The following is a 13,138-nucleotide window of genomic DNA, read 5'->3' as shown; positions in this document are numbered from 1 at the left end:
ATTAAGATGGGTTATCGCGTCGCAATCGTGGGTGCCACAGGCAATGTGGGCCGCGAAATGCTGAACATTCTGGCCGAGCGCCAGTTCCCTGTGGACGAGATCGTTGCACTTGCCAGCCGCAAGTCACTCGGATCGGACGTTAGCTTTGGCGACAAGACGCTCAAGACGAAGGACCTTGATACGTTTGATTTCACGGGTTGGGACATTGCATTGTTTGCCGTGGGCTCCGACGCGACCAAGAAATATGCACCGCGCGCCGCCAAAGTAGGCTGTGTTGTGATCGATAACTCGTCGCTCTACCGCTATGATCCGGACGTGCCGTTGATCGTGCCTGAGGTAAACCCGCAGGCCGTCCACGGCTATTCCAAGAAAAACATCATCGCCAATCCCAACTGCTCAACAGCGCAGATGGTTGTGGCGCTCAAGCCCCTGCACGACCGCGCTACAATCAAGCGCGTCGTGGTCAGCACTTACCAGTCAGTGTCCGGTGCCGGCAAAGAAGGCCTTGATGAGCTTTGGGACCAGACCAAGGCTATTTATAATCCGACGGATGACAAGCCGCCACGCAAGTTCACCAAGCAGATCGCCTTCAACGTGATCCCGCATATCGATTCCTTTTTGGATTCGGGTGAGACCAAAGAAGAATGGAAAATGGTCGCGGAGACTAAAAAGATCGTTGATCCCAAGATCAAGGTCACGGCGACTTGTGTGCGCGTACCTGTGTTCGTTGGCCATTCTGAGGCGATCAACATCGAGTTCGAAGATCATTTGGATGAAAACGAGGCCCGCGACATTCTGCGCGAAGCACCCGGTATCATGGTCATCGATAAGCGCGAAGACGGTGGCTATGTCACGCCAGTCGAATGTGTAGGGGATTTTGCGACTTTCATCAGCCGCATTCGTCAAGACAGCACAATCGATAACGGCCTGAACCTGTGGTGCGTCAGTGACAACTTGCGCAAAGGTGCAGCGCTGAACGCCGTGCAGATAGCCGAACTTCTGGGCCGCGAGTGCCTCAAAAAGGGCTAATCGCCCACGCGATTTTCCGCAACCTATCAGGGGCATCTTCGGGTGCCCCTTTTGCTTTGGGGCTGCACGGTGCACTCTGTCAGGGACCGATTCAAAGGAACTTTACAGATGCGTTTTGCCCTCTGCTTGCTTGCTCTGCCGACCGCCGTTTTTGCGGATAACTTTACCGTAACTTCCGCACCCAGCGCCGTAACGGTCTATCCCGGTATCGCGATGGTTAGCCGTACGGTGACTGTTGATGTGCCCCAAGGCACGCATGAGTTGATCCTGCCTGACCTACCGCAATGGGTCGACGCACGCAGCCTGCGCATCAGCCTAAAGGGCGCGACCCTCGCCGGTACACGCCTGCGCAACGACTTTGTTCCACCGCAGCCTGACACAGACAGCGCCGCCGTCACCACCGCCAAGGACGCGATCACCGCTGCCGAACAAGCGCTGGCTGGGTTGGATGATGACATCGCCGCTGTTCAAGTCGTAGCGCAAGCTGCGGAGGCGCAGCTGACGTTTCTGATGGGTTTGAGCGGGAGCCAAACATTGCCGTCAGAACCGGCTGGATTGCGCGATATTGCCGCAATGATCCGCGACGAAACACTGACCGGAAGGCAAGCCATGTTGTCCGCACAGCAAAAGGCACGCGGACTTGAAATAAACCGGCCCCTCCTGACCAAGGCGCTGAAGGATGCCCACGCCGCACTTGCCGCGCTGACCCCACCGCCTGACATGCACGCGCTTTTGGCGCTTTCGGTTGAGGCGGAAACTGCGGCTTCTTTGACCGCTACCATTAGCTATCCTGTGCAGGCCTATTGGCAACCAACCTATGACCTGTTCCTAACCCGTGGCGATGATCCCGCGATTGAGATGAAACGCAGCGCTTTGATCAGCCAGAACAGCTCGGAGAATTGGGACGCCGTTACCCTTACACTTTTTACCCTCGCACCGACGGGACAAATCACCCCTTCGATACTCTTTCCTCACCTGGTCCGGTACGAGGACCCGTTGAAGCCAAAGGCGGTATCGCGGTTGCAAAGCGACGATGCGAAAATGGCATTTGCGCCGTCGCCGGTTCTTATGGAAGCGAGTGCCACAGCTCGTTTTGACGGTCCCGGTGTGACTTACGCTGTTGCGCGTCCTGTAACTGTTGCGAGTGGTGCCGACGAGGTTCGTGTGGCGCTGGACGCCCTCAATTTTGAACCACGGGTCTTTGCGCAAGCGGTCCCCGCACGAGATAGCACCGCATTTTTGATGGCTGAAGGAGTGAACGGTACCCAAGAGCCGTTGTTGCGAGCAGACGTGGCACGGTTCTATGTGGACGGCGCGTTGGTTGGCACCGGACCCTTTGCCGAAACCCCCGCTGGCGAAGATATGGCCCTTGCATTTGGCCCAATCGAAGCACTGCGCCTGACCCGGACCGTTCTGGATTTGAACCAAGGCGACCGGGGCATCATCAGTCGCAGCAACGCCCAAACGCAGACCGTTCGGATCGACGTGATGAACCTTAGCGACGAGGCGTGGGCCGTCGAGTTACTCGATTCTGTACCCTACACTGAGCAAGAAGACCTTACGATTGATTGGGAGGCAACACCGGCCCCGGATCAGTCCGATGTGGACGATCAACGTGGTATTTTGCAATGGAACCTCAACATTGCACCCGGAGCAGAGCAACAAATTACGGTTGAGCAGGACATCCGCTGGCCCGACGGCAAAGTGCTCCGATAACGGCGCGGCTTAGAAACGTTCGGCCCGCAGGACGTCGCAATCGACGACACTGACCACACCGATGTGGCGTTCAACAACAGCGAACGCAGCATCAAGTAACGCCTCTAGCCGGTCCTCTTGGATGATGCAGATGATCTGTACCATCCCTTGTCCACGGCTGACTTGGCCGGCTCTGGTCCAAGCGCCAGATCGGCCAGAGCCGCCGAGCACCGGCAAGACGGAATAACCAGTAACCCCAGCCTTTTCCAATGCGTCGGTTAGGCGCGACTGCATCACTGTTTCGATTGTGATCTCTACCCGTTTGGCGCGGTGTGTCTGCATGTTTCAGCCTCCGGTGACTGCAAGGGCGACCGCCACATAAAGCGGGATACCGACGGTCAGGTTGAACGGAAAAGTCACCCCAAGTGACAACGTCAAATAGAGCGATGGGTTCGCCTCGGGCAGTGCTACGCGCATCGCGGCAGGCACGGCAATGTAGGAGGCGGATGCAGACAGCACCATCATCAACACAACGCCGCCGGGCAAAAGGCCCAGCATCAAGCCCGCGGCCAAACCAACGCTCGCGCCTACAAGCGGCATCGCGATACCGAATGCCAGCACGCCAGGCCGCAAGATAGCGCCGCCCCCGCGCAAACCACGCCCCGCGACCAGCCCCATGTCCAAGAGGAAAAGGCAGAGCACACCTTTGAACGGTGACACGATAAAACTGGAAATTTCCGCAAGCCCGTCTTCACCCGTGGCCCAACCGATCACAAACGCCCCGATTAATAACACGATAGAGCCGTTAAGCATGATCTCCCGCAACAGAGCATTGTCCATCCTACGTGCGCCCTCGCCGCCACGTGACACCAACCAGAGCGCTGAAAGGATCGCGGGGGCCTCCATCGCTGCGGCAACAGCGACCATGTAGCCCTCCGAAGGAATTCCGCGCCCCTCAAGCACTGACGTGGCCGCAACGAAGGTCACGATGGAAATCGACCCGTAATGTGCTGCCACAGCCGCGGCATCAAGACGGCTCATTTGCGTCATGACACGCAGTAAGCCAAAGGCGATGAACGGCAACGCGGCAGACAACAAAACGCCTGCCAAAAGCGACATCCCTAGTCGGGCGTCCAACCCATAGGCAGCCACGCTCGCGCCCCCCTTAAAGCCAATCGCAAAGAGGAGATATATTGACATACCCTTCGCGACTGCCTCGGGGATGCTTAGATCCGAACGGGCAAGTGCGGCCAGCAGCCCCAGCACAAAGCTTAAGATGATCGGCGAAAGTAAATTGTCGGCAGCAAGGCTGAGGAGGTCAGACACTAATAATCCTAAACAGGTTGGAACGACTCCGTGGTGGGGCTGTAGTATTCAAGTCCGCCCTCAGCGATGTCTGTCCACATGCCATGGAGTGTCATCTCGCCGCTGTCGACCTTGTCCTGAATCCAAGGAAAGGTAAGCAAGTTCTCAAGCGAGATCATCACCGAGTGTTTTTCAAGTTGGCGCTGTTGTTCAGCTGGATCTTCGATATCGCGCACAAGCTCAAACTTGGGGCGCAGGATATCCATCCAACGTCCAACAAAACTATCCTTGGCTTCCAGTTCGGGGGCTTCGCCCTGGCACATGTTTATGCACCCTTGCACGCCACCACAGTTCGAATGGCCCAGCACAATCAGATGCGCGACCTTCAACACACGAACCGCATATTCCACCGCAGCCGACGTGCCGTGCTGTTCGCCATCGGGCAGGTAAGGCGGTACCAGATTCGCAATATTTCTGTGAATAAAGAACTCGCCCTGATCAGCACCAAAGATCGAGGTCACGTGAACCCGGCTGTCACAACATGAAATCACCATGGCCCGAGGATGCTGGCCATCCGTCGCCAGCTTGCGATACCAAGCCTGATTTTCGGCGTAACTCGTTGCTTTCCAGCCGTGGTAGCGCTGAATAAGATAGTTTGGCAGCGGTTTGGCACGATCCATCTCTGCGGTCCTTCTTGCAATTGCCTTGCCTCGATACTGCGAATTCAACGCGAATTCGAGCGAAAACGGGCTTTGACCTCAACCATTTGGGAACCAATGTCCGCGTAATGTCCCACCGTGTGTTGGGGTTTGGTTCAAGGGTGAATGAGAATGCAGGTCATGCAAATACGACCGTCGGAACCTGTCAGTGTTGATCAGGAAAGACTTGGGGCGCTTTATACGCAACTGGGTGAAGCAGGCGCAGAAGACGTAGTGTGTCGCGCACTGGAGGAACTCTCATTGCGGATGACGCAGTGCGATACGCTCTACCGCGAGGGTCGTATGCCAGAGTTACGCAAAAATGTCCGGTCGCTGATAGCGATTGCCGAGCAAATTGGAATGCAACGGCTTGCTCTGGTAGCAGGTGATGTGACGGGCTGCATCGATGCTGACGATCCAGTTTCCCTTGCAGCGACCTTGTCACGGCTGTTGCGCATTGGGGAACGGTCGCTGACAGCAATTTGGGATATCGAGGATTTGGGCATCTGACAAAACCGTCCCTTGCGACGGGTGCAGGAAAAGCTAGGCTGCGGGCAAATGTACCCCCGCTGAAAGGCTTGCCGTCCCATGCCCCTGTGTTTCGCCGATCCATCCGCTGCATCAATTCCCCTGCATATTTTGTCAAAAGATGCGCTTGCAGGATGGCTGAAGGATCAGTCGGTCCAAATTCAAAATTGGGTCGCTGCCAATACATTCACAGCAGGATTGGGGCAGGCACTGGTTATTGCGGGTTCCGATGGTAGCCCTGCCATGGCTCTTGTTGGGTGGGGTACTGCACCAACCCGCGCACGGGCACGGTTTCATTTGGCCGCAGCTGCCAGCAAACTGCCCAAAGGTATCTATGCTATTGCCAGCGGCTTACCAGATGACACCGCCGAAACCGAAGCGCTCGGCTGGCTCTTGGCGGGCTACCGATTTGACCGCTACCGTAAAATCGCTCCGATGGCCGCACTTCTTGTTGCGCCCGCGGGCGTTGACGCGGCCAAAGTCGAGGCGATCGCCAACGGCGAGGCGCTGACCCGCACCCTCATCAACACGCCCGCATCTGACATGGGGCCGCCCGACCTCGAAGACGCGGCGCGCAACCTAGCAATAACCCATAGCGCGACGATCGAAGTCACCACCGGCGACGCGCTCTTGGAAAATAACCTCCCCATGATCCACACGGTTGGCCGTGCCGCCGACCGTGCGCCCCGTCTTATCGACATGCGCTGGGGGGAGGACGGGCCCACGCTGACGCTCGTCGGCAAAGGGGTTTGTTTCGACACCGGCGGGCTGAATATCAAACCCGGAGCATCGATGGGTCTGATGAAAAAAGATATGGGCGGTGCTGCCGCCGTACTTGGCCTTGCGCATATGATTATGGCGACGGGCACTAAGGTCCGGTTGCGTGTGCTGATCCCGGCCGTAGAAAACTCAATCTCAAGCAACGCGTTCCGGCCCCAAGATATCTTGACCTCGCGCAAAGGTTTGACTGTTGAGATTAACAACACCGATGCGGAAGGGCGGTTGGTCTTAGCGGATGCGTTAGCGCTAGCAGACGAAGAAAAGCCGGATCAGATCATTTCCATGGCGACCCTGACGGGGGCAGCACGGGTGGCGGTCGGTCCTGACCTCGCACCCTATTTCAGCGATGCACCATCCTTTTGCGCAGCGCTTGAAAACGCTGCAAACCGGATTGCCGATCCGGTTTGGCGCATGCCTTTCCACAATCCTTACGAAACGATGATCGAACCCGGTATCGCCGATTTGGACAATGCGCCGTCGGGCGGATTTGCGGGCTGTATCACCGCAGCGCTTTTCCTGCGCCGCTTTGTCACCCAAAGCGCCTATGCCCATTTTGATATCTATGGCTGGCAACCAAGCGCCGCACCCGCCCGGCACAAAGGCGGCGTTGGCCAAGCTACGCGTGCTCTTTTTGCGGGCCTCGACGACATCTTGGGCAAATGACCGATCCGCGTTTAACCCCAGATCCTGCGCTGGTGGAGGCCCGCACGCCTGCCTCATTGGTTAGGCCGATCACCGATCTTTGCCGAACACCAAAAGGCCCACGCGATCGTCAACTTTTGCTAGGGGCCAGCGTTAAGGTTTTGTCACAACAGGGCGGGTGGTCTTATGTCCAGGCTAAATTGGATGGGTATTGCGGATATGTTGAGACGCAAAGCCTAGGCGCTGAAACTACGCCTAGCCATCGGATCAGCAACCCGGCCAGCCATGTTTACCTCCGCGCAGATATGAAAAGCCCGGACCAGATGCCGCTCAGCTTTGGCTGTACGGTGACGGTTCTGAAAGAAGAAGGATCATTTGTCCAAACGCCCCAAGGGTTCATCCCGCGCCGACACGTCAAGCCAATTTCTGAGCCATCCAATGATCCCACAGTCATGGCTGAAATGCTTGTGGGCACGCCGTATCTTTGGGGAGGCAACAGCCGTCAGGGCATTGATTGCTCTGGCCTCGTCCAGATGGCCTGCATCGCATGCAACATCCCCTGCCCCGGCGATGCCGATATGCAGGAGGCCTCAGTGGGCACCGCGCTGCCAAATGGTACGCCCCTTCAACGCAATGATTTACTCTTCTGGAAAGGTCACGTGGCCATTGTCTGCAGCCCGAAGACTTTGATCCACGCCAACGCGCACACAATGTCGGTGAGCTATGAACCCATTGCGCAGGCCATCACCCGCATTGCACAAACAGACGGGCCAGTCACAGCGCACAAGCGTCTGCTTTGACGCCCCTTCATTGAGAAGCAGTTAGTCGACCGCCCGAATCAGTTTTCGTTCTAGTACCCGCATGACTGCTTTAAGGTCGTGTCCGCGACGCAGTATTTGGCCACCAGGCCCGATCACCGCATACATTCCTTGCCTACCGCGTAGCTTGGGACGCTTTTCTATGCGGTAAAGCGGTACCTCGGCAGTCCGCCGAAAGATCGAGAATACAGCTACTTCGCGTAGACAGGAAATGCCGTAGTCGCGCCATTCTCCAGCAGCTACCATACGGCCGTAGAGCGATAGAATGATCGCCAATTCAGTACGGTGAAAGGCGATCTGCTCGACTGGATGGTCAGAAATCTGTGGCGGCGTCTGGAACGGAGATGTCATAACTTTGACAGTCGCGCTCTTGGCAGGTCAAATCAAGTGTCACCGATCAATTCTCTTGAAAGCGTTACCGAAATAGTTGATCCTCTTCCGAACTTGAAACACATTGAGGTGTTACGATGACTCCCCAAGCCCGAGCCGAAAAAAGCGCTGAGGCGATGATGGCGAACGATACTGCGTCGCGCTCGTTGGGCATGCAAATCGACGCTATCGCCCCCGGCGCGGCGACTTTGTCGATGGAAGTGACCGCCACCATGCTGAATGGTCATCAGATTTGCCACGGCGGCTACATCTTTACGCTTGCTGACAGTGCGTTTGCCTTTGCCTGCAACAGTTACAACCAACTGGCCCTCGCCCAGCAAAATCAGATTACTTATCTTACTCCCGGCGCACTTGGCGAACGTTTGACCGCGACGGCGGTTGAGGTGTCCATCAGAGGGCGATCAGGTACATATGACGTGACCGTAACGGGCGGAGATGGCCGGAGTGTCGCACTTTTTCGCGGCCTGTCGCGCCGCATCAAAGGCCAGCATTTCCCTGAGGAAAGTACATCCGAATGAAAGACCTCACTCCTGCCCCTTCATCGCTTGATCCAATTGAGATTGCTTCGCGGGACGAGATTTCGACGCTTCAGCTTGATCGCCTGAAATGGTCGCTGCGCCATGCCTACGACAATGTGCCGTTTTACAAGGACAGCTTTGATGCGGCGGGGCTTCATCCTGACGATCTGCAAGACCTAAGCGATCTGGCAAAATTCCCATTCACGACCAAAGCCGATTTGCGCAACAATTATCCCTTCGGCATGTTCGCCGTACCCCGCGAAGATGTGGCGCGCATCCATGCGTCATCGGGCACCACTGGGCAGCCGACCGTCGTGGGCTATACCGATCAGGACCTCAAAAATTGGGGCGATGTGGTTGCACGATCTCTGCGCGCATCTGGTTTGCAGCGAGGCGATATGCTGCACAACGCATATGGGTACGGACTGTTTACGGGTGGCTTAGGCATCCATCTCGGTGCAGATGCGCTGGGTCTGACGACGGTGCCGATCTCAGGCGGCATGACATCGCGACAGGTCCGTCTGATTGATGATTTCAAACCTAAGGGCATCACCGTCACACCCTCTTATGCTTTGTCGATATTGGATGAATTCCACGCACAGGGCCTAGACCCGCGCACCTCGTCACTTGAGGTTGGTATTTTTGGTGCAGAGCCCTGGACCAACGCGATGCGGCTTGAGATTGAACAGGCTTTTGACATGCATGCGGTCGATATCTACGGTCTGAGTGAAGTCATGGGGCCCGGCGTTGCGTGCGAATGTGTAGAGACAAAAGACGGCCTCCACATCTGGGAAGATCACTTCTATCCAGAGGTGATAAACCCTGAAACAGGCCAACCGGTAGCCGAAGGCGAACAGGGCGAGCTGGTATTTACCTCGCTCACCAAAGAAGCATTTCCCATTATTCGATACCGAACGCGGGACCTGACGCGGCTTTTAGCTGGTACAGCGCGCACCATGCGGCGGATGGAAAAAATCACCGGGCGAAGCGATGACATGATCATCTTGCGTGGCGTGAATGTCTTTCCGACGCAGATCGAAGAAGCCTTGATGACGGTTGCAGCCCTCGCCCCACATTTCCAGATCGAACTTAGCCGCCCGGACCGGATGGATAAGCTGCGCGTGTTGTGCGAATGCGCCCACGCATCAATGTCACCGGACGCGCGCACCGCTGCTGCGCACGCCCTATCGTCACAAATCAAACAAGCCGTCGGGATCAGCGTTCAAGTCGATGTCGCGGATGCAGGTCAGGTGCCTCGGTCCGAAGGCAAAGCAGTGCGCATCATCGACAATCGGCCCAAAGCCTAGCCGCAGGTAATCGCAACGATGGTATCTGTATCATCGAGCTCGATGTTGACGCGGTTTGCCAAGTAATCACTCGTAACAGCATCATTAGGGCCGTAGCTCCGCTTCGGCTCAGGCACCGCGAGGGCGGATGCGGCGTCCTGACCAACTAAACCTGCGTAGGCCGCGGCATTACAGGTATCGGAGGCACCTTGCGCCACGCCGGTCGACGCTGCCGTATTTGCGGTTGGCGTGTTCGCACAGCCCGCCAAAAATAATGCACCAATCAGGATAAATTTCATGTTCCATACCTCGCCATAAATGTTTCGACTGCGCTATCAACCACCCGGTCAATCTCAGCCTGCGTTACAGTTTTGGTAACACCAAACACCAGTTTTGCCCACAGTTCTGCTTTGCAAAGCTCGGCGAATTGTTCAGCGGCAAGCTCTCGATCCTCAATCTTCAGTTCGCCACGGGCCTCAGATGCTTCAAAATAGCACGCCATTTCGCGGCGCATCGTGGCAGGGCCAGAATTATAAAACTGCTGTCCCAGTTCAGGAAAACGATCCGATTCAGCCACGCAAATGCGGAATATCTGCTGCCCCAATTTACTGGTGATAAAGCCCAGAAAATGCCGTCCTGTCTGGCCAAGAACGCCGCGCGGTTCCGCGGCCATATCGACCCTGTCCAGCACTGCACGGGCCTGACGCTGACATTCGACGTTGGCGACCTCCATGAAGAGGATCCGCTTGTCGGGGAAGTATTTATAAAGCGTCGCCTTGGATACATTGGCCACCCGCGCGATATCGTCAACGCTGGCTCCTTCAAAGCCATCAACCATAAAAACATCCCGCGCACCATCAAGCACCTGATCGTACTTGCGGCCCTTGTGGATAATGTCGTCTGTCACAACCATGTTGAGCCCCGGAATATTCAGCGCCCACAGTATAAACCGAACGGTTTAGTTCCAAGCCCCATTTTCCTTTTCCGCTGCGTTTCACGCTTTGCCAGGGCTTTTGTTACCGCTTTGTTGACGACAAAATCCTAAAGCGCGTCAAAGCGTTGGAAGTTGAGGCACCTCACAGACTTGCGCCCAAAAACTTAGCTAGCTAAGTCTGTCGCTATGCTGGCCATCTTCCTCAAAACACTACCCTTCTTTGCCATCATTGGGATTGGGTATTGGGCTGGGCGAACACGGTTTTTCACAACTGAAGCGACTGCCTATCTCACCAAATTCGTATTTTATTTTGCCCTGTCGGCGATGTTGTTTCGTTTTTCTGCGAACCTCTCTCTCGCGGATGTCTGGGACGGACGAATGGTGGCGGCGTATTTATGGGGCACTGCATTTGTCTACGGCATCGCGACGGTCGTTTGCTTTCTGCGCAAACTCGATGTTGCGACCACAGCAATTGAAGCGCAATGCGCGGTGATTGGAAACACGGGTTTCTTGGGCGTGCCGATGCTGACTTTGCTTTTGGGACCAGAGGCGATTGGCCCGGTGCTTCTGGCGCTCTCCGTGGACCTAATTTTGTTTTCTTCCTTAGTTGTTATTCTGATCACCGGATCGCGAGACGGCAGGATGAGTCTTCAGGTTTTGAAAACAGTCGGCCTTGGGCTGATTAAAAATCCGATGATCGTGGCGATGACGCTTGGGTTGATCTGGTCAGGCCTGTCGATACCCATCCCGGTGCCGCTAAATGAATTCCTCGCGATCCTTGGCGGCGCAGCAACCCCCGGCGCCCTCTTTGCCATCGGTGCGTCGCTTGCGTCCAAATCTGCAGAGCGCATAAGTATCGCGGGCTGGCTCAGTTTTTGTAAATTGGTGCTGCACCCTCTGTTTGTGGCTTTTGCAGCCTTTGTGGTCTTCAAGGTCGATCCGTTCAAAGCAACCGTCATCATTTCCGCTGCGGCCCTGCCGGTCGCGGGAAATGTCTACATTCTGGCGCAGCATTACAATGTCGCGCCGCAACGGGTGTCGGCGGCCATTCTGCTCTCAACCGCGCTTAGTATTGTGTCGGTCAGCCTCGTGATCGCTTGGCTCACCGCTACCTAGGCCCCTTGCTGTAGGCCTGCTGCGCAGGTAGCCATAGATCAGCACAAAAGGAGCCTGCCGCGATGAAAACCCTTTCTGAGAACACCTGCTTTGGTGGCACCCAACATGTCGTGAGCCATGCCTCCGATGCCTGCGCCTGTGACATGACATTTGGTCTATTTTTGCCTGCCGAGGCAAAGGATGGCCCCGTACCGATCCTATGGTTCCTGTCCGGCCTGACCTGCAACCACGAGAACGCCATGACGAAAGCCGGTGCGCAATCTTGGGCGGCAGAGCAAGGCATCGCATTGATCTTCCCAGATACCTCACCGCGCGGCGATAACGTGGCGGATGACGAGGCCTATGATTTGGGCAAAGGGGCTGGGTTTTATGTCAACGCAACCCAAGATCCATGGGCCCCGCATTTTCAGATGTGGCGCTATTTGGCGGAAGAACTGCCTGCCCTATTGGCCGAGAATTTTCCAATCGATATGACGCGACAGGCAATCACCGGGCATTCGATGGGCGGGCACGGTGCCCTAACATTGGCGATGTCCCTCCCTGGCCGGTATCGCTCCGTTTCGGCGTTTGCGCCTATAGCTAACCCCACGCAAAGCGATTGGGGCCGCAAGCAACTGACGGCTTATCTTGGCGCAGATGAAACCGAGTGGACTGCGCATGATGCAACCGTGCTGATGCTGGACAAAGGTTTTGATGGGCCAGTGCTGATCGATCAAGGGACGCAGGATCAGTTTTTGGATCTGCTGAAGCCTGAAGCACTTGCGAATGCAATGACCACACGCCGCCAGCAGGGAATTTTCCGCATGCAGCCCGGATATGATCACAGCTATTTCTTCATCTCGACCTTTATGGAAGACCACGTGTCCTTCCACGCTGAGGCGCTTTATGGGCAGTGAACTGCGATGACAGCACTTTATATCGACGCAGATGCGTGCCCCGTCAAACAAGAAGCCGAACGTGTCGCTACGCGCCATAAGGTGCGGATGTATGTTGTTTCAAACGGCGGATTACGGCCATCGCAGAACCCATTGGTAGAGACCGTAATCGTGCCTGACGGACCTGACATTGCGGATATCTGGATCGCAGAGCGTTGTGGCAAGGGCGATGTCGTCGTCACAGGGGATATCCCGCTGGCAGCGCGCTGCGTCGAAGCGGGCGCGCGGGTGCTCAAGCATAACGGCGAGGCACTGACATCAGCCAATATTGGCAATGTGCTGGCCACACGAGACCTCATGACAGACTTGCGCGCGGCTGATCCGTTTCGGCAAGGCAGCGGCAAAGCCTTTACAAAAGCAGACCGCTCCCGTTTTCTGGAAGCACTAGAGCGCGAATTGCGCGCGGCTGCGCGGCAGGTCTGAAGGCACGGTCCGTGCTCCGCATGAGCGACTGCAGAAGGAAT

The 13,138-nt window shown here is 56.3% G+C and carries 16 protein-coding genes; 10 read left to right on the top strand and 6 right to left on the bottom strand.

What is annotated here, in order from left to right; all coding sequences use genetic code 11:
- The first annotated feature begins 6 nt into the window (after positions 1 to 6).
- A complete protein-coding gene (locus C1J03_RS01760) occupies positions 7 to 1,029 on the top strand; it encodes an aspartate-semialdehyde dehydrogenase (RefSeq protein ID WP_114883088.1) in 1,023 nt (340 codons plus the stop codon).
- Positions 1,030 to 1,137: 108 nt separating this feature from the next.
- Positions 1,138 to 2,745, top strand: coding sequence for a DUF4139 domain-containing protein (locus C1J03_RS01755; protein ID WP_114883086.1), 1,608 nt, complete (start codon positions 1,138 to 1,140; stop codon positions 2,743 to 2,745).
- A 9-nt stretch (positions 2,746 to 2,754) separates the two neighbouring features.
- On the opposite strand, the gene C1J03_RS01750 is transcribed toward C1J03_RS01755, so the two are convergent.
- Genes C1J03_RS01750 through C1J03_RS01740 form a run of 3 tightly spaced genes read right to left on the bottom strand, consistent with a single transcriptional unit; the run spans position 2,755 to position 4,709 of the window.
- Positions 2,755 to 3,066: a P-II family nitrogen regulator gene (locus C1J03_RS01750; RefSeq protein ID WP_114883084.1), complete on the bottom strand. Its 312-nt coding sequence runs from the start codon at positions 3,064 to 3,066 to the stop codon at positions 2,755 to 2,757.
- Between the two features lie 3 nt (positions 3,067 to 3,069).
- Entirely contained in the window at positions 3,070 to 4,050 is a 981-nt protein-coding gene (locus C1J03_RS01745; protein ID WP_114883082.1) for a sodium-dependent bicarbonate transport family permease, read from the bottom strand.
- A gap of 8 nt (positions 4,051 to 4,058) precedes the next feature.
- On the bottom strand, positions 4,059 to 4,709 hold the full coding sequence (locus C1J03_RS01740; protein WP_114883080.1) for a carbonic anhydrase: 651 nt from the start codon (positions 4,707 to 4,709) through the stop codon (positions 4,059 to 4,061).
- A gap of 150 nt (positions 4,710 to 4,859) precedes the next feature.
- Between C1J03_RS01740 and C1J03_RS01735 the strand changes: the two genes are divergently transcribed.
- The 3 genes from C1J03_RS01735 (at position 4,860) to C1J03_RS01725 (ending at position 7,477) form a co-directional block, all read left to right on the top strand.
- Entirely contained in the window at positions 4,860 to 5,237 is a 378-nt protein-coding gene (locus tag C1J03_RS01735) for a hypothetical protein (protein WP_114883078.1), read from the top strand.
- 78 nt (positions 5,238 to 5,315) lie between these two features.
- Entirely contained in the window at positions 5,316 to 6,698 is a 1,383-nt protein-coding gene (locus C1J03_RS01730) for a leucyl aminopeptidase family protein (protein ID WP_114883076.1), read from the top strand.
- Positions 6,695 to 7,477: a C40 family peptidase gene (locus C1J03_RS01725; RefSeq protein ID WP_114883074.1), complete on the top strand. Its 783-nt coding sequence runs from the start codon at positions 6,695 to 6,697 to the stop codon at positions 7,475 to 7,477. Before C1J03_RS01730 ends, C1J03_RS01725 begins: the two co-directional genes overlap by 4 nt.
- Before the next feature lie 21 nt (positions 7,478 to 7,498).
- Here C1J03_RS01725 and C1J03_RS01720 read toward each other — a convergent pair whose 3' ends face one another.
- Complete coding sequence (locus tag C1J03_RS01720; protein ID WP_114883072.1) at positions 7,499 to 7,846, bottom strand: DUF2794 domain-containing protein; 348 nt, start codon at positions 7,844 to 7,846, stop codon at positions 7,499 to 7,501.
- A 116-nt stretch (positions 7,847 to 7,962) separates the two neighbouring features.
- Here C1J03_RS01720 and paaI point away from each other — a divergent pair, with 116 nt between their 5' ends.
- Complete coding sequence (paaI, locus tag C1J03_RS01715; protein ID WP_114883071.1) at positions 7,963 to 8,403, top strand: hydroxyphenylacetyl-CoA thioesterase PaaI; 441 nt, start codon at positions 7,963 to 7,965, stop codon at positions 8,401 to 8,403.
- A complete protein-coding gene (paaK, locus tag C1J03_RS01710) occupies positions 8,400 to 9,710 on the top strand; it encodes a phenylacetate--CoA ligase PaaK (RefSeq protein WP_114883070.1) in 1,311 nt (436 codons plus the stop codon). The genes paaI and paaK overlap by 4 nt, the downstream gene beginning before the upstream one ends.
- On the opposite strand, the gene C1J03_RS01705 is transcribed toward paaK, so the two are convergent.
- On the bottom strand, positions 9,707 to 9,988 hold the full coding sequence (locus C1J03_RS01705) for an I78 family peptidase inhibitor (RefSeq protein WP_114883069.1): 282 nt from the start codon (positions 9,986 to 9,988) through the stop codon (positions 9,707 to 9,709). The genes paaK and C1J03_RS01705 overlap by 4 nt on opposite strands.
- A complete protein-coding gene (locus tag C1J03_RS01700; protein ID WP_114883068.1) occupies positions 9,985 to 10,602 on the bottom strand; it encodes a TetR/AcrR family transcriptional regulator in 618 nt (205 codons plus the stop codon). The genes C1J03_RS01705 and C1J03_RS01700 overlap by 4 nt, the downstream gene beginning before the upstream one ends.
- A 207-nt stretch (positions 10,603 to 10,809) precedes the next feature.
- On the opposite strand from C1J03_RS01700, the gene C1J03_RS01695 reads away from it, so the two are divergent.
- From C1J03_RS01695 to C1J03_RS01685, 3 genes are all read left to right on the top strand, one after another.
- On the top strand, positions 10,810 to 11,739 hold the full coding sequence (locus C1J03_RS01695; protein ID WP_114883067.1) for an AEC family transporter: 930 nt from the start codon (positions 10,810 to 10,812) through the stop codon (positions 11,737 to 11,739).
- 62 nt (positions 11,740 to 11,801) lie between these two features.
- Entirely contained in the window at positions 11,802 to 12,635 is an 834-nt protein-coding gene (gene fghA, locus C1J03_RS01690) for an S-formylglutathione hydrolase (RefSeq protein ID WP_114883066.1), read from the top strand.
- A gap of 6 nt (positions 12,636 to 12,641) precedes the next feature.
- On the top strand, positions 12,642 to 13,097 hold the full coding sequence (locus C1J03_RS01685; protein ID WP_114883065.1) for a YaiI/YqxD family protein: 456 nt from the start codon (positions 12,642 to 12,644) through the stop codon (positions 13,095 to 13,097).
- Positions 13,098 to 13,138: the final 41 nt, after the last annotated feature.

It is taken from the genome of Sulfitobacter sp. SK012 (assembly GCF_003352085.1).
Classification (GTDB): Bacteria; Pseudomonadota; Alphaproteobacteria; order Rhodobacterales; family Rhodobacteraceae; genus Sulfitobacter.
This window is presented reverse-complemented; position numbering and strand designations above follow the sequence as displayed.